The sequence below is a fragment of the Pseudomonas sp. P9_35 genome (genome assembly GCF_034008205.1).
GTDB lineage: Bacteria > Pseudomonadota > Gammaproteobacteria > Pseudomonadales > Pseudomonadaceae > Aquipseudomonas > Aquipseudomonas kilonensis.
The window spans coordinates 4,464,641-4,484,236 of record NZ_CP125373.1 but is presented as its reverse complement, the minus strand read 5'-3'; the positions used below and the strand labels follow the sequence as shown (position 1 = coordinate 4,484,236).

Annotated in this window: 16 protein-coding genes and 5 tRNA genes; 15 read left to right on the top strand and 6 right to left on the bottom strand. The window is 61.3% G+C overall.

What is annotated here, in order from left to right:
• Positions 1-108 precede the first annotated feature (108 nt).
• Positions 109-1,170 (top strand): AI-2E family transporter, encoded by a 1,062-nt coding sequence (locus QMK47_RS19735; RefSeq protein WP_253476600.1) that lies wholly within the window; start codon positions 109-111, stop codon positions 1,168-1,170.
• Here the strand turns inward: QMK47_RS19735 and QMK47_RS19730 are convergent.
• The 3 genes from QMK47_RS19730 to QMK47_RS19720 form a co-directional block, all read right to left on the bottom strand.
• On the bottom strand, positions 1,167-1,349 hold the full coding sequence (locus QMK47_RS19730) for a hypothetical protein (RefSeq protein WP_003203898.1): 183 nt from the start codon (positions 1,347-1,349) through the stop codon (positions 1,167-1,169). The genes QMK47_RS19735 and QMK47_RS19730 overlap by 4 nt on opposite strands.
• Positions 1,350-1,438: 89 nt before the next feature.
• Complete coding sequence (locus QMK47_RS19725; RefSeq protein WP_003203896.1) at positions 1,439-1,633, bottom strand: hypothetical protein; 195 nt, start codon at positions 1,631-1,633, stop codon at positions 1,439-1,441.
• Positions 1,634-1,881: 248 nt separating this feature from the next.
• Positions 1,882-1,957: transfer RNA gene (locus tag QMK47_RS19720), tRNA-Asn, on the bottom strand.
• A gap of 235 nt (positions 1,958-2,192) precedes the next feature.
• Here QMK47_RS19720 and QMK47_RS19715 point away from each other — a divergent pair.
• The gene (locus QMK47_RS19715) at positions 2,193-2,420 is read left to right on the top strand and encodes a hypothetical protein (protein ID WP_018612405.1); all 228 of its coding nucleotides are present in this window, start codon (positions 2,193-2,195) and stop codon (positions 2,418-2,420) included.
• A gap of 291 nt (positions 2,421-2,711) precedes the next feature.
• Here QMK47_RS19715 and QMK47_RS19710 read toward each other — a convergent pair whose 3' ends face one another.
• Positions 2,712-3,908 carry an amino acid aminotransferase gene (locus QMK47_RS19710; RefSeq protein ID WP_253476598.1) on the bottom strand — a complete coding sequence of 399 codons (1,197 nt, stop codon included), beginning with the start codon at positions 3,906-3,908 and terminating at the stop codon, positions 2,712-2,714.
• Between the two features lie 331 nt (positions 3,909-4,239).
• Here QMK47_RS19710 and uvrB point away from each other — a divergent pair, with 331 nt between their 5' ends.
• The 11 genes from uvrB (at position 4,240) to QMK47_RS19655 (ending at position 12,762) form a co-directional block, all read left to right on the top strand.
• Complete coding sequence (gene uvrB / locus QMK47_RS19705; RefSeq protein ID WP_214510500.1) at positions 4,240-6,255, top strand: excinuclease ABC subunit UvrB; 2,016 nt, start codon at positions 4,240-4,242, stop codon at positions 6,253-6,255.
• A 214-nt stretch (positions 6,256-6,469) separates the two neighbouring features.
• The gene (gene gltX, locus QMK47_RS19700; protein WP_320389183.1) at positions 6,470-7,951 is read left to right on the top strand and encodes a glutamate--tRNA ligase; all 1,482 of its coding nucleotides are present in this window, start codon (positions 6,470-6,472) and stop codon (positions 7,949-7,951) included.
• 270 nt (positions 7,952-8,221) lie between these two features.
• Positions 8,222-8,297 (top strand) — tRNA-Ala (locus tag QMK47_RS19695).
• 79 nt (positions 8,298-8,376) lie between these two features.
• A tRNA-Glu gene (locus tag QMK47_RS19690) sits at positions 8,377-8,452 on the top strand.
• Between the two features lie 53 nt (positions 8,453-8,505).
• Positions 8,506-8,581 (top strand) — tRNA-Ala (locus QMK47_RS19685).
• Positions 8,582-8,656: 75 nt separating this feature from the next.
• A tRNA-Glu gene (locus tag QMK47_RS19680) sits at positions 8,657-8,732 on the top strand.
• 181 nt (positions 8,733-8,913) lie between these two features.
• Positions 8,914-9,453 carry a TetR/AcrR family transcriptional regulator gene (locus QMK47_RS19675; RefSeq protein ID WP_003203880.1) on the top strand — a complete coding sequence of 180 codons (540 nt, stop codon included), beginning with the start codon at positions 8,914-8,916 and terminating at the stop codon, positions 9,451-9,453.
• A gap of 28 nt (positions 9,454-9,481) precedes the next feature.
• On the top strand, positions 9,482-10,315 hold the full coding sequence (locus QMK47_RS19670; protein ID WP_018612410.1) for an alpha/beta fold hydrolase: 834 nt from the start codon (positions 9,482-9,484) through the stop codon (positions 10,313-10,315).
• An 85-nt stretch (positions 10,316-10,400) separates the two neighbouring features.
• On the top strand, positions 10,401-10,850 hold the full coding sequence (locus QMK47_RS19665; protein WP_320389182.1) for a thioesterase family protein: 450 nt from the start codon (positions 10,401-10,403) through the stop codon (positions 10,848-10,850).
• Between the two features lie 381 nt (positions 10,851-11,231).
• Positions 11,232-12,191, top strand: coding sequence for a tRNA dihydrouridine synthase (locus QMK47_RS19660; RefSeq protein WP_214510503.1), 960 nt, complete (start codon positions 11,232-11,234; stop codon positions 12,189-12,191).
• A 118-nt stretch (positions 12,192-12,309) separates the two neighbouring features.
• Complete coding sequence (locus QMK47_RS19655; RefSeq protein WP_320389181.1) at positions 12,310-12,762, top strand: Hsp20 family protein; 453 nt, start codon at positions 12,310-12,312, stop codon at positions 12,760-12,762.
• A gap of 243 nt (positions 12,763-13,005) precedes the next feature.
• Here QMK47_RS19655 and QMK47_RS19650 read toward each other — a convergent pair whose 3' ends face one another.
• Positions 13,006-16,284 carry a PAS domain S-box protein gene (locus QMK47_RS19650; protein ID WP_320389180.1) on the bottom strand — a complete coding sequence of 1,093 codons (3,279 nt, stop codon included), beginning with the start codon at positions 16,282-16,284 and terminating at the stop codon, positions 13,006-13,008.
• A 68-nt stretch (positions 16,285-16,352) separates the two neighbouring features.
• A complete protein-coding gene (locus tag QMK47_RS19645; RefSeq protein ID WP_003203868.1) occupies positions 16,353-17,243 on the bottom strand; it encodes a LysR family transcriptional regulator in 891 nt (296 codons plus the stop codon).
• Between the two features lie 156 nt (positions 17,244-17,399).
• On the opposite strand from QMK47_RS19645, the gene leuC reads away from it, so the two are divergent.
• Together leuC and leuD are read left to right on the top strand one after the other, a co-directional pair.
• Entirely contained in the window at positions 17,400-18,818 is a 1,419-nt protein-coding gene (gene leuC / locus QMK47_RS19640; protein WP_003203866.1) for a 3-isopropylmalate dehydratase large subunit, read from the top strand.
• A gap of 11 nt (positions 18,819-18,829) precedes the next feature.
• Positions 18,830-19,474: a 3-isopropylmalate dehydratase small subunit gene (gene leuD, locus QMK47_RS19635; RefSeq protein ID WP_018612423.1), complete on the top strand. Its 645-nt coding sequence runs from the start codon at positions 18,830-18,832 to the stop codon at positions 19,472-19,474.
• Positions 19,475-19,596: the final 122 nt, after the last annotated feature.

The window sequence follows — 19,596 nt, the reverse complement described above, 5'->3', positions numbered from 1 at the left end:
GGTCGGCCAGGCCCTATTGATCTGAATCAATGCACGGCGCAAACGAGAAGGCACTCCCACGAGTCCTGGCTGACTAATGTTTATCCCGCCTTTGGACATGGAAAGCTGATGAATCGAAAGATGCTGCAAAACAAAGCCCAGATGTTGCTCCTGGTGCTGGTCACCATTGCGTTCATCTGGATTCTGCTGCCGTTTTACGGCGCGGTGTTCTGGGCGGTGATCCTGGGCATCGTCTTTGCGCCGATGCAGCGCCGCCTACAGTTGAAATTCGGCTGGCACCGCAATGTCACCTCGCTGTTCACGTTGAGCATCTGCGTGGTCAGCGCGATCTTGCCGGTGATCATCATCAGTACGTTGTTGGTCCAGGAAGGCGCGGCGCTGTACAAGAGCCTGGAAAGCGGAGAACTGGACATTGCCGATTACCTGGCCCGTTTCAAGGATGCCTTGCCGCCGTACTTTCAGCACCTGCTGGACCGCTTCGGCCTGGGCAACCTGAACGGCTTGCGCGACAAGATCGTCAAGAGCGCGATGCAGGGCAGCGAGTTCTTCGCCACCCAGGCCTTCAGTTTCGGGCAGGGGACCTTTCAGTTCCTGGTCAGCTTCTTCGTGATGATCTACCTGCTGTTCTTCTTTCTGCGCGACGGCGCGGAGCTGGTGCGCAAGGTGCGCACGGCCGTTCCCTTGGCCGAACACCAAAAGCGCCGCCTGCAGTTGAAATTCAATCGGGTGGTGCGCGCCACGGTAAAAGGCAACCTGCTGGTCGCCATCAGCCAGGGGGCGCTGGGTGGGCTGATCTTCTGGGTCCTGGGGATTCCAACGGTGTTGCCCTGGGCGGTGCTGATGGCGTTCCTGTCGTTGTTGCCGGCGGTGGGGGCGGGCCTCGTCTGGGCGCCGGTGGCGGTGTATTTCCTGCTTTCGGGGGCGATCTGGCAGGGCGTGGTGCTGACGCTGTTCGGGGTGTTCGTGATCGGCCTGGTGGACAACTTCCTGCGTCCGATCCTGGTGGGCAAGGACACCAAGATGCCCGACTACATGGTGCTGGTCTCGACACTGGGCGGGCTGGCGGTGTTCGGGCTCAATGGCTTCGTGATCGGGCCGCTGATCGCCGCGCTGTTCATGTCGAGTTGGGCCCTGTTCGTCGAAACCACACCGCGGGTGCAGTTGCCTTAGGCGCTCAGCAGGTAGGGGCCAATACGTTGCGACAGGGCCTGGGCGGCGGGCAGTGAAGTCAGCGGGCCGCTGATGGTTACGCCGTCTTGCACCAGATACCAGCAGGCCAGCAACCCGAGCTCCCGGAGTGGGGCGGGGACGGCGCTGCCAATGACAGACATGATTTGAACCTTGGGCATGGGAAACCTCCATCAATCGATGGGGTTACCTTACGACTCAGTGGGGGTAACGAAAAATCAACCGGCTCAATAGTAGGAATCGATGCCGCTCAATCGACGACCAGATCGAGCATGTGCACCACTTCCTGCTCGTTGAGCAGGCCCTTGCGCACCAGGTTTTCCGCCAGCAGGGAAAGGAACTTGGCGCTGCGGTGGCCTTCCAGTTGCTTGAGTTCGGTCAGCACGTTGTACACCTTGCTGGAGGTGCACAGGCCGACGATGCGATGGGGGTTTTGTGTGGGCATACCTTCGTCCTTGTTTTTATGAAGCTGTTGTTGGCGGACAGAGCCAGTTTGCGGCCCGGTCATGACGCTCACGTGACAGCTTGGGTTGTTGGAGAAAAGAAAGCAGGATCCGGACCATAATGCCTTTTTGGCGCCGGATTATTGTTCCGGTAGCGACCTCGGCCAGGCATATACGGCCATTAGTCTATTTTTTACCCACAAAAAAGCCCCTGGATCTTTCGATTCAGGGGCTTTTGTTTGTTGCTGTCTGGCTCCACGACCTGGACTCGAACCAGGGACCCAGTGATTAACAGTCACTTGCTCTACCAACTGAGCTATCGCGGAATGGCGCGTATGTTACTGATTGGCAAAGAGAAGTCAAGCGTCCATTGCCGGACGGCGCATTCCTGGTGCCCTTTGACGGTCAATCAACGATTGGCAGTTACCGCCAGGGCAGGAGAGGACTACCATGGTCGCCCGGAAGTGGCAGGACGCGCTGCCGGCCATTCGCCGACATTAAGGTACGCGCCATGAACCACCTGTTACCCCTTCTCTGTGTCCGCCGCGCCGAGGTGCTCTTGTGAGTACCGCTCAGATCAGCTTGCCCAAGGGCGTGGGGCCTCATGCCGAGAAACTGTACGACGCCATCACCCAGGCCAGCACCGCTGAAGAACTGAACCGCGCCGGCGGCAAGGCCGAGGGCTTTGTCCTGGGGCTGGAAAGCACCAAGGCGATCAAGAGCCAGGTGGCCGAGTCGTTGTATGTCATTTATGACGATGCGGCGAGCCAGCGGGCGACGGAGTTGTAGCCTCACCGAGAGTCGTGCCAGATGCTTTTGTGGCCTTGCTTTTGTGGCCTTGCTTTGGTGGTTTTGCTTTTGTGGCGAGGGAGCTTGCTCCCGCTGGGCTGCGAAGCAGCCCCAAAACAGTCAACTCACTCAGCCTGACACACCGAGTTGCCTGGTTTAGGGCCGCTTCGCACCCCAGCGGGAGCAAGCTCCCTCGCCACAGAAGCAGGCCACAGAAGCAGGCCACAGAGGCATCAGGCCAAAAAAAACGGGAAGCCAATGGCTTCCCGTTTTTCATTCGGCGCCGAGGCGTCAGATCACCTGGACGATGGCCTTGGTCACCGCATCGATGTTGTTCTGGTTCAGCGCGGCCACGCAGATGCGACCGGTGTCCAGAGCATAGATGCCGAACTCGTTGCGCAGGCGCGTCACTTGTTCAACGGTCAGGCCGGAGTAGGAGAACATCCCGCTCTGGCGTGCGACGAAGCTGAAGTCGTGGTGCGGGGCGGCCTTGGCCAGCATGTCCACCATCTGGACGCGCATGCCGCGAATGCGCAGGCGCATTTCGGCCAGCTCGGCTTCCCACTGGGCCCGCAGTTCAGGGCTGTTGAGCACGGCGGCGACGATGCTGGCGCCGTGGGTCGGTGGGTTGGAGTAGTTGGTGCGGATCACGCGCTTGACCTGGGACAGCACGCGGGCACTTTCTTCTTTCGATTCGCTGACAATCGACAGGGCGCCGACGCGCTCGCCGTACAGCGAGAACGACTTGGAGAACGAGCTGGAGGCAAAGAAGGTCAGGCCCGACTCGGCGAACAGGCGCACGGCCGCCGCGTCTTCGTCGATACCGGTGCCGAAGCCCTGGTAGGCCATGTCCAGGAACGGAACGTGGTTCTTGGCCTTGACCACGGCCAGCACGTTTTTCCAGTCTTCCGGGCTCAGGTCCACGCCGGTCGGGTTGTGGCAGCAGGCGTGCAGCACAACGATCGAGCGGTCGGGCAGGGCGTTGAGGTCTTCCAGCAGGCCGCTGCGGTTCACGTCGTGGGTGGCGGCGTCGTAGTAGCGGTAGTTCTGCACCGGGAAGCCGGCGGTTTCGAATAGGGCGCGGTGGTTTTCCCAGCTTGGGTCGCTGATGGCGACGACGGCATCAGGCAGCAGTTGCTTGAGGAAGTCGGCACCGATCTTCAGTGCACCGGTGCCGCCCACGGCCTGGGTGGTAATGACGCGACCGGAGGCGATCAGCGGCGAATCCTTGCCGAACAGCAAGGTCTGCACGGCCTGGTCGTAGGCGGCAATGCCGTCGATCGGCAGGTAGCCACGGGAAACGTGCTGAGCCACGCGAGCCGTCTCGGCCTCGACAACGGCGCGCAGGAGTGGAATACGCCCCTCTTCATTGCAGTAAACACCTACACCCAGGTTGACCTTATTGGTACGGGTGTCGGCGTTGAAAGCTTCGTTGAGGCCCAGGATGGGGTCGCGGGGTGCCAATTCGACAGCGGAAAACAGGCTCATTATTGCGCGGCTCTAATGGAGAGTGAGGGGAGATGTGGCGCTCCAGCCGAATGCACTAGAGCGGTGCACAAACGGGGAGCTAGTATAGAGGCCATCACCCGGCACGGCGACAGGCGATTCGGTTTTTACGCTAAGTTTTTACGATTTTTTTCGACCGTTAGTCCTCTCGCCGCGTCAAAGTCTTCAAGGCGTGTAGGACGTTCGTCTTGAAAGCGAAGGCATTCACCTCCACATTGTGTGCATTCCAGTTTTTTCCTCGGGCGACATCAGTCGTTTCGGTCTTTCTCGTTCCTGTCGGCTGGCCGACAGGGGTGAATCCAGAGGTTATGTCATGTCTGAATTCCAGCTAGTCACCCGCTTCCAGCCCGCCGGCGATCAGCCGGAAGCCATCCGCCTGATGGTCGAGGGCATCGAGGCCGGGCTGGCGCACCAGACGCTGCTCGGTGTGACCGGCTCGGGCAAGACCTTCAGCATTGCCAACGTGATCGCCCAGATTCAGCGCCCGACCCTGGTACTGGCGCCGAACAAGACCCTGGCGGCGCAGCTGTACGGTGAGTTCAAGGCGTTTTTCCCGAATAACGCCGTGGAGTACTTCGTTTCCTACTACGACTACTACCAGCCCGAGGCCTACGTGCCGTCGTCGGACACCTTCATCGAGAAGGATGCCTCGATCAACGACCACATCGAACAGATGCGACTGTCGGCGACCAAGGCCTTGCTCGAGCGCAAGGACGCGATCATCGTCACCACGGTGTCGTGCATCTACGGTCTGGGCAGCCCGGAAACCTACCTGAAGATGGTGCTGCACGTGGACCGTGGCGACAAACTCGACCAGCGCGCCTTGCTGCGGCGCCTGGCGGACTTGCAGTACACCCGCAACGACATGGATTTCGCCCGGGCGACGTTCCGGGTGCGTGGCGATGTGATCGACGTCTACCCGGCGGAATCGGACCTGGAAGCGATCCGCATCGAGCTGTTCGACGATGAAGTGGAGAGTCTCTCGGCGTTCGACCCGCTGACCGGTGAAGTGATCCGCAAGTTGCCACGCTTCACCTTCTACCCCAAGAGCCACTACGTGACGCCCCGGGAAACCCTGCTGGACGCCATCGAAGGGATCAAGGTCGAGTTGCAGGAGCGCCTGGAATACCTGCGTTCGAACAACAAGTTGGTGGAAGCCCAGCGCCTGGAGCAGCGGACCCGGTTCGATCTGGAGATGATCCTGGAGCTGGGCTACTGCAACGGCATCGAAAACTACTCGCGCTACCTGTCGGGCCGTCCGGCGGGCGCGCCGCCGCCCACCTTGTATGACTACCTGCCGGCCGATGCCTTGCTGGTCATTGACGAATCCCACGTCAGCGTGCCCCAGGTCGGCGCCATGTACAAAGGCGACCGTTCGCGCAAGGAAACCCTGGTGGAGTACGGCTTCCGCCTGCCCTCGGCGCTGGACAACCGACCGATGCGCTTCGACGAATGGGAAAGCGTGAGCCCGCAGACGATTTTTGTCTCGGCCACCCCCGGCAACTACGAGGCTGAGCATGCCGGCCGCGTGGTCGAGCAAGTGGTGCGGCCGACCGGGCTGGTGGATCCGCAAGTCGAGGTGCGCCCGGCGTTGACCCAGGTCGATGACCTGCTCTCGGAAATCTCCAAGCGAGTGGCGGTGGAGGAGCGGGTGCTGGTCACCACGCTGACCAAGCGCATGGCCGAAGACCTCACCGACTACCTGGCCGACCATGGTGTGCGGGTGCGCTACCTGCACTCGGACATCGACACCGTGGAGCGGGTCGAGATTATCCGCGACCTGCGCCTGGGCACCTTCGATGTGCTGGTGGGCATCAACCTGCTGCGCGAAGGCCTGGACATGCCGGAAGTGTCGCTGGTGGCGATTCTCGACGCCGACAAGGAAGGTTTCCTGCGTTCCGAGCGTTCGCTGATCCAGACCATCGGTCGCGCGGCGCGTAACCTCAATGGCCGGGCGATTCTGTATGCCGACCGCATCACTGGCTCCATGGAGCGGGCCATCGGCGAGACCGAGCGCCGTCGCGACAAGCAGATCGCCTTCAACCTGGCCAACGGCATCACCCCCAAGGGCGTGTTCAAGGACGTCGCCGACATCATGGAGGGCGCCACCGTGCCTGGCTCGCGCAGCAAGAAGCGCAAGGGCATGGCCAAGGCGGCCGAAGAGAGCGCTCGTTACGAGGCCGAACTGCGCTCGCCGAGCGAAATCACCAAGCGCATCCGCCAGTTGGAAGAGAAAATGTACCAACTGGCCCGGGACCTGGAGTTCGAGGCGGCGGCGCAGTTGCGTGATGAGATTGGCAAGTTGCGTGAGCGGTTGCTGGCTGTCTGAGGTTCTTTGGCGGCTTTAAGGGCCTCATCGCGAGCAAGCTCGCTCCCACAGTTTGATCGAGTCCCCCTGTGGGAGCGAGCTTGCTCGCGATGAGCGCGACTCGGTCTGACGACTGGCGACACAAATCCCGCTCTCACTGGAGCCCGCCCGCCATCGCCTGTTACCATTCGCCCCCTGTTTGATCTTCGCTTTTATATTCTTTCCGAGACATGCCATGACCACCGTCCGCACCCGCATCGCGCCTTCGCCCACTGGCGATCCCCATGTTGGCACCGCCTACATCGCTTTGTTCAACTATTGCTTTGCCAAGCAGCATGGCGGCGAGTTCATCCTGCGGATCGAGGACACCGACCAGTTGCGTTCGACCCGCGAGTCTGAACAGCAGATCTTCGACGCCCTGCGCTGGTTGGGGATCGACTGGAGCGAAGGCCCGGACGTCGGCGGCCCGCACGGTCCGTACCGCCAGAGCGAGCGTGGTGACATCTACCAGCAGTATTGCCAGCAACTGTTGGACATGGGGCATGCGTTCCCGTGTTTCTGCACCGCCGAAGAGCTGGACCAGATGCGCGCCGAGCAAATGGCCCGCGGTGAAACCCCGCGTTACGACGGCCGGGCGCTGCTGCTGTCCAAGGAAGAAGTCGCCCGTCGCCTGGCGGCCGGCGAGCCCCATGTGATCCGCATGAAGGTGCCGAGCGAAGGCGTTTGCGTGGTGCCGGACATGCTGCGTGGCGATGTCGAGATCCCGTGGGACCGCATGGACATGCAAGTGCTGATGAAGACCGACGGCCTGCCGACGTACTTCCTGGCGAACGTGGTCGACGATCACCTGATGGGCATCACCCACGTCCTGCGCGGTGAAGAATGGCTGCCATCGGCGCCGAAACTGATCCTGCTCTACGAATACTTCGGCTGGGAGCAACCGCAGTTGTGCTACATGCCGCTGCTGCGTAACCCGGACAAGAGCAAGCTGTCCAAGCGCAAGAACCCGACCTCGGTGACGTTCTACGAGCGCATGGGCTTCATGCCCGAGGCGATGCTCAACTACCTGGGGCGCATGGGCTGGTCTATGCCGGACGAGCGCGAGAAGTTCTCGCTGCAGGAAATGGTCGAGCATTTCGATCTGTCGCGCGTGTCCCTCGGCGGGCCGATCTTCGACGTCGAGAAACTGTCGTGGCTCAACGGCCAGTGGCTGCGGGACCTGCCGGTCGAAGAGTTCGCCGCACGTGTGCAGAAGTGGGCATTGAACCCTGAGTACATGATGAAGATCGCGCCCCATGTGCAGGGCAGGGTAGAGACCTTCAGCCAGATCGCCCCGCTGGCCGGCTTCTTCTTCGCCGGTGGCGTGACGCCGGATGCGAAGTTGTTCGAATCCAAGAAGCTTTCGGGCGACCAGGTGCGCCAGTTGATGCAACTGATCCTGTGGAAGCTCGAAAGCCTGCGTCAGTGGGAGAAGGACAGCATCACCGCGACCATCCAGGCCGTGGTCGAGTCGCTGGAGTTGAAACTGCGCGATGCCATGCCGCTGATGTTCGCCGCCATTACCGGCCAGGCCAGCTCGGTGTCGGTGCTCGATGCGATGGAAATCCTCGGTCCGGACCTGACCCGTTTCCGCCTGCGCCAGGCCATCGATCTGCTCGGTGGCGTGTCGAAGAAGGAAAACAAGGAGTGGGAAAAACTGTTGGGCGCGATCGCCTAAATGGCCTGTAGGAGCTGTGTAGGAGCTGTCGAGCGAAGCGAGGCTGCGATCTTTTGATCTTTCGCTTGAGATTCAAATAGCTGGGGGAAGATCGCAGCCTCGTTGCACTCGTCAGCTCCTACACAGCTCCTACGGAACAGGCGAGGCCCCAGTTTTATTGGGGAAGGTGGTAAGTGATTGTTATCCCGGCAAAAAATTTTCAAATTTGTTGAAAATAAATTTGACAGCCCTCCGATACGCCCTTAAGATTCGCCCCGTCCTCAGCGATGAGGGGCTATAGCTCAGCTGGGAGAGCGCTTGCATGGCATGCAAGAGGTCGACGGTTCGATCCCGTCTAGCTCCACCAATTTACACTTCAAGGCCTGGCCACACCGGTCTTGAAGCGATCAACACTCAGCGTTGATCAGTTGTATAGAAGGGTTTGCGTCCCCTTCGTCTAGTGGCCTAGGACACCGCCCTTTCACGGCGGTAACAGGGGTTCGAGTCCCCTAGGGGACGCCAGTTTTACAGAAGCGATGTTGCAAGATGTCGCTCCGCCGCGAGGCGAAAAATCTGGGGCTATAGCTCAGCTGGGAGAGCGCTTGCATGGCATGCAAGAGGTCGACGGTTCGATCCCGTCTAGCTCCACCAATTACAGGTTCGAGGTCTGGCCACACCGTCCTTGAATCGATCAGTTCTCAGCGCTGATCAAGTCAGAAGGTTTGTGTCCCCTTCGTCTAGTGGCCTAGGACACCGCCCTTTCACGGCGGTAACAGGGGTTCGAGTCCCCTAGGGGACGCCACGATTACCCGCTCTGCGGGATTTTATAAGGGTCATTCAATTCTTGAATGGCCCTTTTGTTTGTCTGGCGTTCGGCCAATTCCCTTATCCTTGAAAATAGACTTCTGACCGGCGGTCAACATTTCCGCTTGCGGAAAATTATTATAGGAATAATATTTCAGTCGTAATATTCGGAGGCGACGATGAGCGATAAAAAGGCACAAACCCGTGAGCGCATTCTCAAGGCTGCCAGCGATGCGCTGATCCAGCGTGGGCCGGCTGAGCCGAGCGTGGGCGAGGTGATGGGCGCGGCCGGGCTGACGGTGGGCGGTTTTTATGCCCATTTCGAAAGCAAGGATGCCTTGATGCTGGAGGCATTCAAGCAATTGCTCAATCGGCGCCGCGGCCTGATCGCCGACATGGACGGCGAACTGACAGGCGAAGAGCGGCGCGCCCTGGTGGCGGCGTTCTATCTGTCCCGCAAGCACCGTGACTCCACCGAACACGCCTGCCCGATCCCCGCGTCGGTCGGCGAGCTCGGCCGGCTGCCGGATGCGTTTCGTGAAGTGCTCAATGAGCATATCGAGTTGATGGTCGCGCAATTGGCGGCCAGCCCGGAGGACGCCGACAAGGCCCTGGCCGACATCGCCTTGATGGTAGGTGGCCTGGCCCTGGCGCGAGCGCTGGGCCCTGGAGAGTTATCGGATCGTTTGCTGCGCGCCGCCAAGTCGGCGGTGCGATGAGCTAAGGCGCAAGCCCTGGAGATGAGCGATGAACAGGTTGAGCTGGATTCGTAGCGTCAATGGCACGCTGGGTTGGGTGGCTCCGCGCCTGGTGGCCAAACAGATGCGTTCGCTGTTCATGCGCCCGCGCAACTTGCCGCCGCGGGATTGGGAACTGCCGCTGCTGGCCTCGTCCGAGCGTATCACCTTGCGCTTCGGTCTCTCGGCCTTGCGCTGGGGCAAAGGCCCGGCAGTCTTGCTGATGCATGGCTGGGAAGGGCGGCCGACCCAGTTCGCGGCGCTGATCACGGCCCTGGTGGACGCCGGTTACACGGTGGTGGCGCTGGACGGTCCGGCCCATGGTCGCTCACCGGGTCGCGAGGCGAATGTCCTGTTGTTTGCCAGGGCCATGCTCGAGGCCGCTGCTGAGCTGCCGCCGTTGCAGGCCGTTATCGGGCATTCCATGGGCGGCGCCAGTGCCCTGTTGGCCGTCCAGTTGGGGTTGCGTACCGAGACGCTGGTCAGCATCGCCGCACCCGCCCGCATTCTTGGGGTGCTGCGCGGTTTCTCCCGGATGATGGGCCTGCCGCCCAAGGCGCGTTCGGCGTTCATTCGCCAGGTGGAAAGCGATGTGGGCATGCCTGCCTCGAAGATGGACGTCGCGCATTACCAGCTGGACGTGCCGGGGTTGATCGTCCATGCCGAGGACGACACGTCGGTTTCGGTGAGGGAGTCGCAGTTGATCCATGAAGCCTGGTTCGACAGTCGTTTGCTGCGACTGCCACAGGGCGGGCACCAGCGGGTGCTGGCCGATCCACGGGTCATTGATGGGGTGTTATCACTGCTGGCCGGGCGCAGCCTGCAGGCGCGGCAATCGGCTTGATCTGTGGGAGCAAGGCTTGCCCGCGATGGCGGTCGAGCTAGGATCCGTTACACTGCCCCGATCCAAATTCGACCAGGAGAGAGGCATGGGCTGGGATCGCGCAACACCGTTCATTATTGATCTTCAGGTCAATGCCGAAGACATCGACGGGCTGGGCCACGCCAACAACGCGGTGTACGTCAGCTGGCTCGAGCGCTGCGCCTGGCGCCATTCCCAGCGCCTGGGCCTGGATCTGGTGGAATACCGGCGCCTCGACCGGGCCATGGCAGTGGTGCGGCATGAAATCGATTACCTGGCGGCCGCCTATGAAGGCGATGAGCTGCAATTGGCGACCTGGATCGTCGACTGGGACCAGCGGTTGAAGATGACTCGGCATTTCCAGCTGGTCCGTCCCAGCGACAACGCCACGCTGCTGCGGGCCCAGACCACCTTCGTCTGCATCGAATTGTCCACCGGCAGGCCCAAGCGCATGCCGCCGGAATTCATCGAAGGTTATGGTCCTGCGTTGAAACCATCCGGGGTCCTCACCGACTGACCCACCGTAATCGCGAGCAAGCTCGCTCCCACAAGGGATTTGTGGTGAGCGCAGGATTCTTGAACGCTCGAGACCCCCTGTGGGAGCGAGCCTGCTCGCGATGACGGCAGCACATTCAACATCTCCGCAAACTGACCCACCGCTTTCGCGAGCAAGCTCGCTCCCACAAGGGATTTGTGGTGAGCGCAGGATTCTTGAACGCTCGAGAACCCTGTGGGAGCGAGCTTGCTCGCGATAGCGGCACTACATTCAACATCTCCGCAAACTGACCCACCGCCTTCGCGAGCAGGCTCGCTCCCACAGGGATTGGTGGTCAATTCCGATGTTGTGGGCAAAATCCGGTAAACTGCCGCACGTTTTTTCGTTCGAGTGTGTGTTTCCATGCAAATTGCCCTGGCGCCCATGGAGGGGTTGGTCGACAACATCCTGCGGGATGTCCTGACCCGTGTTGGCGGGATCGACTGGTGTGTCACCGAGTTCATCCGTGTCAACGACCGTCTGCTCACGCCTGCCTATTTCCATAAGCTCGCCCCTGAGTTGTTGACCGGTGCCCAGACGGCTGCCGGTGTGCCGTTGCGGGTGCAGTTGCTCGGTTCCGATCCGGTGTGCCTGGCGGAAAACGCGGCGTTGGCGTGCGAGTTGGGCTCGGAGGTTATCGACTTGAACTTCGGTTGCCCGGCCAAGACCGTGAACAAATCCCGGGGCGGGGCGGTGTTGCTCAAGGAGCCGGAACTGCTCAACGAAATCGTCGAGCACGTGCGTCGTGCGGTGCCAAAACACATTCCGGTCACCGCCAAGATGCGCCTGGGTTTCGATAGCCCGGACGGTGCGCTGGTGTGTGCCACGGCACTGGCCGAAGGCGGCGCGGCGCATATCGTGGTGCATGCGCGGACCAAGGTTGATGGCTACAAGCCTCCGGCCCACTGGGAGTGGATTCCCCGGGTGCAGGAAGTGGTCAAGGTGCCGGTGTTCGCCAATGGCGATATCTGGAGCGTTGAGGATTGGCGCCGTTGCCGCGAAATCAGCGGTGTCGAAGACATCATGCTCGGTCGCGGTCTCGTTTCCCGTCCTGACCTGGCCCGGCAGATCGCCGCCGCTCGGGCCGGTGAGGACGTGGTCGAGATGTCCTGGGCCGAGCTGCAGCCGATGCTCCACGACTTTTGGGTGCAGGTGGTCGAGCAACTGACACCACGCCAGGCTCCAGGCCGGTTGAAGCAGTGGCTGGCGATGCTGACCCGCAATTACCCCGAAGCGGTGGCACTGTTTACCGCGTTGCGCCGGGAAACCGACCTGGATGCGGTGGGCCATTTGCTGGGTGTGCAGCGCACCGAAGCGGCCTGAAAAAATTTCAGAAGAAGCTCTTGAAAAGTTTTTGGCGGTCCTTAGATAAGGGTTACGCGATGCCGAATTCGGGTCGCGGAGACAAAAAACTTGCTGAATTTTTCAGGAGATTTGAATCATGAGTACTGCATTTTCGCTGGCCCCGCTGTTCCGTTTCTCGGTAGGTTTCGACCGTTTCAACGACTTGTTCGAAACCGCCCTGCGCAACGAGCCGGGCAGCAGCTATCCACCCTACAACGTGGAAAAACATGGTGATGACGAGTACCGCATCGTGGTCGCCGCCGCTGGGTTCCAGGAAGAAGACCTGGACCTGCAAGTGGAAAAAGGTGTGCTGACCATCAGTGGCGGCAAGCGTGAAGCCAGTAACGACAGCGTCACCTACCTGCACCAGGGCATCGCCCAGCGTGCGTTCAAGCTGTCCTTCCGGTTGGCCGATCATATCGAGATCAGATCCGCCGGCCTGAGCAACGGTCTGTTGAGCATCGACCTGCTGCGGGTGATCCCGGAAGAGGCCAAGGCCAAGCGCATCCCGATCAACGGAGCGCGGCAACAACCGGCACTGCAAAGCTGATGCAGCGCAAATGAAGAAGGGCGCCCAACGGCGCCCTTCTTCATTTTGTGTATCGGTGGGAGACCAATTGTGGCGAGGGAGCTTGCTCCCGCTGGGCCGGGCTGGCGCTCCAGCGCGAAGCGGCCCTGAAACCAGTCAACTCGGTGTGTCATGCTGGTCTGAGGCGAATATTCTATTTTTTGGGGCCGCTGCGCAGCCCAGCGGGAGCAAGCTCCCTCGCCACAAAAGCCCCGTTTCGCATTGTCATGGCAACAACCGCTCAAACGCCTCCAGCGGCAGCGGTCGGCTATGCAAATAACCCTGGTACAGATGGCAATCGAGCCCTTGCAGGAATTGCAATTGCTCCAAGGTCTCCACGCCCTCGGCAATCATGATCAGGTTGAGGCTGCGGGCCATGGCGACGATGGCGCGGATGATTTCGGCGTCGTTGGGGTCGCTGGTGGCGTCGCGCACGAATGACTGGTCGATTTTCAACGTGTCCACCGGCAGGCGCTTGAGGTAGGTCAGCGACGAGTAGCCGGTGCCGAAATCATCCATGGCGAAGCTCACCCCCAGTTTCTTGAGCCGGCGCATCTTGGCGATGGTGTCGTCCAGGTTCTGGATCACGATGCCTTCGGTGATCTCCAGTTTCAGCAGGGAGAAGGGCAGGCCGTGAGAGAGGAGACTGTTTTCGATGCATTCGACAAAGTCGCTCTGGCGAAATTGCCGTGGGCTGATGTTCACGCACAGGCTGAATTGCTGGGGATCGATCTTGCCCTTGGCGATCAGTTGCTTGAAGCCGTCGCAGGCTTCATCGAGGATCCAGGTCCCGACTTCCAGGATCAGGCCACTGTCCTCCAGCACTTTGATGAATTCATTGGGCGATTGGGCGCCCAGGTCCGGGTGATGCCAGCGCACCAGGGCTTCGGCGCCGATGATGCGGTTGTCCCGGGCATCGACCTGAGGTTGGAAATGCACGCTGAACTCGCCACGGGCCAGGGCAAGGCGCAGGTCGGTCTCCATCCGCAGCCGTTCGCTGGCGGCTTTTTGCATGGTGGTGTGAAACATCTGCGAGGTGTTGCGCCCTGAGTCCTTGGCGCGGTACAGCGCAATGTCGGCGCGCTTGAGCAAATCGGTGGGCGTGGAACCGTGATCGGGAATCAGCGCGATACCGATGCTCGGCGTGACCTGCAGGCGCTGGCCATCGAGAAACATCGGCTCCGAAAGCAGTTCGCGCAGGGTGTCGGCCAGGGTCCGCACTTGCTCGCTGACTTCGTTGCGCGAGCCTTCCAGGCCGCTGAGCAGTACCACGAATTCGTCGCCACCCAGCCGCGCTACGGTGTCTTCCAGGCGCACGCTGGCTTCCAGGCGCGCGGTGATGATCTTCAGCACGGTGTCGCCCACCGGGTGACCGAGGGAGTCGTTGATGTGCTTGAAGTGGTCCAGGTCGAGAAATAGCAGGGCGCCGCGCAAGTTGTGGCGCTTGAGCAGGGCGATCTGCTGGCTCAGCCGGTCCATCAGCAAGGCCCGGTTGGGCAGGTTGGTCAGCGAGTCGTGGTAGGCCAGGTGGCGGATCTGGGCTTCGGCATTGCGCAACAGGCTCACGTCCCGGGCGGTCAGCAGCAGGCATGCGGTTTCATTGAGGGTGATGGGCTCGACCGAGACCTCCACCGTCAGGATTTCCCCCTGTTTATTGCGCCCGAGCATCTCCTGGTGGACTACGCGGCCCTTGAGTTGCAGCTCGGCCAGCAAGGCGGCTCGCTGTTTTTCTTCGGCCCAGATCCCCACTTCGTAGACGGTGTGCCCGATCACTTCGTCGGCGCGGTAGCCGGTCAGCCGGCAGAAGCCGTCGTTGACCTCGAGGTAGCGACCGCTTTCGAGCTCGGTGATGGTGATGGCGTCGGGGCTGGAATGAAACGCCTTGGCGAATTTCTCTTCACTGGCCTTGAGGGCGGCTTCGGAGCGTTGTTGCTGCGTGATGTCGCGCAAGGTCGTGACGATGCAGGGCTGGTTGCCGACGTTGATTTTTCGGCTGGAAATCACGCAGGTCAATGGCTGGCCGTTCTTGTGGTGAACGACGATGGCGACATTGTTCAGCGATTGTTCGCGGATCACCCGTTCGATGCGTTGCAGGCTGCTGCCCGAGGCGTCCCAGAGGCCGATTTCGTCGGCGTTGAGGCCGATCACGTCGCTGGTGGTCCAGCCGAAGGTCTGGGTGAAGCTGGAGTTGATCTCGAGGAACCGCCCGCTGTCCTGGTGGGTGACGCAGATCGGGTCGGGACTGACCTGGAACAGCGTGGCGAATTTCTCTTCCGAGGCGGCCAGGCTCTGTTCGCGCTCCACCTGGTCGGTGATGTCCAGCAAGGTCCCGGCCATGCGCAAGGGGCTGCCGTCGTCGTTGCGGTAGAGGCGGGCACGGCTTTCCAGGTAGCGCGAACTGCCGTCCGGCAGTTGTATGCGGTAGGTCAACTGATAGTTGCCCGCCGGGCCTTCGCGCAGGCTGCGATAGGCATTGCGCATGTTGTTGCGTTCTTCAGTGGGGACGCCTTCGAAAAACGCATCGAACGATTCGTGGAACGGCTTGGGCTCCAGGCCATGGAGTTGCGCGGCCCGAGCCGAGCCGTAGAGCATGCCGCTGGGAATGTGCCAGTCCCAGGTGCCCAGTTGCGCCGAGTCGAGGGCCAGGTCCAGGCGTTCCTGGCTATCCTTGAGGGCCTGTTCGGCGAGTTTGCGCTCGGTGGTGTCAAGAAAGGCGCTCAACAGGTAGGGTTGGCCCTCCAGCTCGACTTTCTGCGCGCTGAGCAGGCCTGTGTGGATCTGGCCATTGCTCGCCCGCAGTTCCACCTCCATGCTCGCCAGTTCGCCCTTGGCCTTGATGGCTTCCAGCAGTTTTTCCCGTTGCCCGGAGTCGACCCACAAGCCCAGTTCCAGGGTGGTCCGGCCAATCACATCGTGCAGCGGCCAGCCGAACAGGCTTTCGAAATACTGGTTGGCCTCGCTGATCATCCCGTCTTCCTCGCGGGTCAGCAGCACCATGTTCGGGCTCAGGTGGAACAGCGTGGCAAAACGTTTTTCCGAGCTGCGCAGCGCCTGTTCCCGCTCGCGCTGATGGGTGATTTCGCGGATCACCCCGATCATGCGCGGGCGCCCGTGCTTGTCGGGCAGCACGCTGCCGCTGATCTCCAGCCAGTGCAAGCTGCCATCGGGCCAGACGATGTGGTGATGCATGGCCTGTTCCAGTGGCGCCCCGGCCACTGCCGCATGAAAGGCACGCAGGGCCTTGGCCCGGTCTTCGGGCAGCAGCAGGTCCAGATAATCCACATCCGCTGGCAATGGCTGGCGCGGATCGAAGCCGAACAGCGCCTGGGTACCCCGGGACCAACTGATCTTCCCAGTCTCGATGTCCCACGACCAGGCCCCCAGCCGCGCACCGTTCAGGGCGGCCAGCAACTGCGGCGCGCTGTCCCAGCTCTGCTCGGACCGTTTCGGGTCGAGCGCCTGGATGCGTGGCAAGGGCGGGAGGTGGTCAGCGGGTTTTGGCATTATCTAGCGAGCCTTGAGCGGGTTAGGGCATAAAGCACAGGCGTCAGGCCCTACAGACGCGGCACAACCTATGCCCTTGTCCCTGGCAAATCGATTTGTGCGTCCAGTAAGGCCATGAAGGCCCGTGCGGCGTTCGACAGCGTCCGTTCGGTGTGCAAGATATAGCCTAGCTGGCGACTGAGTTGTATGCCCGGCAAAGGAATGCGCGCCACCTGTTCGTCGAGCATGGTGCGCGGCAAAACGCTCCAGGCCAGGCCGATGGAGACCATCATTTTTATAGTTTCCAGGTAATTCGTGCTCATGGCGATATTCGGTGTCAGGCCCTGGGCTTCGAACAGCCGTCGCACGATGTGATGGGTAAACGTGTTGCCCCCCGGGAAAACCGCCGGATGCAGGGCAATGTCCGCCAGGCTGACCGCGCCGTTTTCCAGCAGCGCATGCTCCGGGGCAACCACGAAATCGAGGGGGTCGTCCCACACCGGTGTGGCCCGTACCAGCGTGTGGGGTTCGGGGGCGAGGGTGATGACGGCCAGTTCCGCCCGGCCATGGAGAATTTCTTCGTAGGCCACTTCCGAATCCAGGAACTGGATATCCAACGCCACCTGGGGGTAGCGTCGGGTGAATTCCCGCAATAAAGGTGGCAGGCGGTGCAGGCCGATGTGGTGGCTGGTGGCGAGCGTCAGGCGCCCGGTCACTTCGCCGCTCAGGTTGGTCAGGGCGCGGCGGGTGTCGTCCAGTACGTTGAGGATCTGATAGGCCCGTGGCAACAGGGCCCGGCCGGCCTCGGTCAGGCCCACTTCACGGCCCAGGCGATCGAACAGGCGCACCTTGAGCTGTTGCTCGAGGCCGGCAATGCGCTTGCTAATGGCCGGCTGGGTCAGGTGCAGGCGTTCGCCGGCGCCGGAGAAACTGCCCGTCTCGGCGATGGCTATAAAGGCATTGAGGTTGGCGAGGTCCATGGCGGTTCCGGTCGAATTCCAGTTGGTTATGCAAAGTATGAAAAATATGAATTTGAGTTATTTAATGTAACCCCATAGGATCAGCCTCACAAGCCAAGGGGTTATTGATTCGTTCAAGGCCCGGGGCATAGAAACAAGCTGATGAGGAACCGTCTGATGGCCGGCAAAACGCTCTACGACAAGCTCTGGGATTCGCATTTGGTCAAGCAGCGCGACGATGGCTCGGCGCTGATCTACATCGATCGTCACATCATCCACGAAGTGACTTCGCCGCAAGCCTTCGAAGGCCTGCGCCTGGCCGGGCGCAAGCCTTGGCGTATCGATGCCAACATCGCGACCCCGGACCACAACGTACCGACCACCCCGGAGCGCAAGGGCGGCATCGAAGCCATTGCCGACCAGGTCTCGCGCTTGCAGGTCCAGACCCTCGACGACAACTGTGACGAATACGGCATCGTCGAATTCAAGATGAATGACGTGCGCCAAGGCATCGTCCACGTCATCGGCCCGGAGCAGGGCGCGACCTTGCCTGGCATGACCGTGGTCTGCGGCGACTCGCACACCTCGACCCACGGTGCTTTCGGGGCCCTTGCCCACGGCATCGGCACCTCCGAGGTGGAGCATGTGCTCGCCACCCAGTGCCTGGTCGCCAAGAAAATGAAAAACATGCTGGTGCGCGTCGAGGGCAAGTTGCCGTTCGGCGTGACCGCCAAGGACATTGTCCTGGCGGTGATCGGCAAGATCGGCACCGCCGGCGGTAACGGCCATGCCATCGAGTTCGCTGGCAGCGCGATCCGCGACTTGTCCGTCGAAGGCCGCATGACCATCTGCAACATGTCCATCGAGGCCGGTGCCCGCGTTGGCCTGGTGGCCGCCGATGAAAAAACCGTGGAATACGTCAAGGGCCGTCCGTTCTCGCCAAAAGGCGCGGAATGGGACATGGCGGTCGAGGCCTGGAAAGACCTGGTGTCGGACGCCGATGCCAAGTTCGACACCGTGGTCGAGCTCGACGCTACGCAGATCAAGCCGCAAGTCAGCTGGGGCACTTCGCCTGAGATGGTGTTGGCGGTGGACCAGAACGTACCGGATCCGGCCAAGGAAATGGACCTGGTCAAGCGCGACTCCATCGTCCGCGCCTTGAAATACATGGGCTTGAGCGCCAACCAGGCGATCACTGACATTCAGCTTGACCGTGTGTTCATCGGCTCTTGCACCAACTCGCGGATCGAAGACCTGCGCGCTGCAGCAGTGATCGCCAAGGGGCGCAAGGTTGCTTCGACCATCAAGCAGGCCATCGTGGTGCCAGGCTCGGGCCTGGTGAAGGCCCAGGCGGAAGCGGAAGGGCTGGACAAGATTTTCCTTGAAGCCGGTTTCGAATGGCGTGAGCCGGGGTGCTCGATGTGCCTGGCGATGAACCCGGACCGCTTGGAGTCGGGCGAGCATTGCGCTTCCACCTCCAACCGTAACTTCGAAGGCCGTCAGGGCGCCGGTGGCCGTACGCACCTGGTGAGCCCGGCCATGGCCGCGGCGGCGGCTGTCAACGGCCGTTTCGTCGACGTCCGCGAATTGATCTGAAGGAGCGCAGCATGAAAGCTTTTACCCAGCACACCGGTCTTGTCGCGCCTTTGGATCGTGCCAACGTCGACACCGACCAGATCATTCCCAAGCAGTTCTTGAAGTCCATCAAGCGCACCGGTTTCGGCCCGAACCTGTTTGATGAATGGCGTTACCTGGATGTCGGCCAGCCTTACCAGGACAACTCCAAGCGGCCTTTGAACAAGGACTTCGTGCTCAACGCCGAGCGCTACCAAGGCGCCAGCGTGTTGCTGGCCCGTGAGAACTTCGGCTGCGGCTCGAGCCGCGAGCACGCGCCATGGGCCCTGGAAGAATACGGTTTCCGCAGCATCATCGCGCCGAGCTATGCCGACATTTTCTTCAACAACAGCTTCAAGAACGGCTTGCTGCCGATCATCCTCAGCGATGCTGACGTGGATGAGCTGTTCCAGCAGGTCGAGGCCAACCCAGGCTATCAACTGCAGGTCGACCTGGCCGCCCAGACCGTGACCCGTCCCGACGGCAAGGTGCTGGGTTTCGAGATCGACGCGTTTCGCAAGCATTGCCTGCTCAATGGCCTGGACGATATCGGCCTGACCTTGCAGGACGGCGAGGCGATTGCCGCGTTCGAGGCCAAGCACCGGGCGAGCCAGCCTTGGTTGTTTCGCGATGCTTGATGGATTGATGTAGGCAGTACCGGCCTCATCGCGAGCAAGCTCGCTCCCACATTGGATTTGCGGCGTTCACAAAGCCCCTGTGGGAGCGAGCTTGCTCCGGGCGGCGATCCGACGATGAGGCC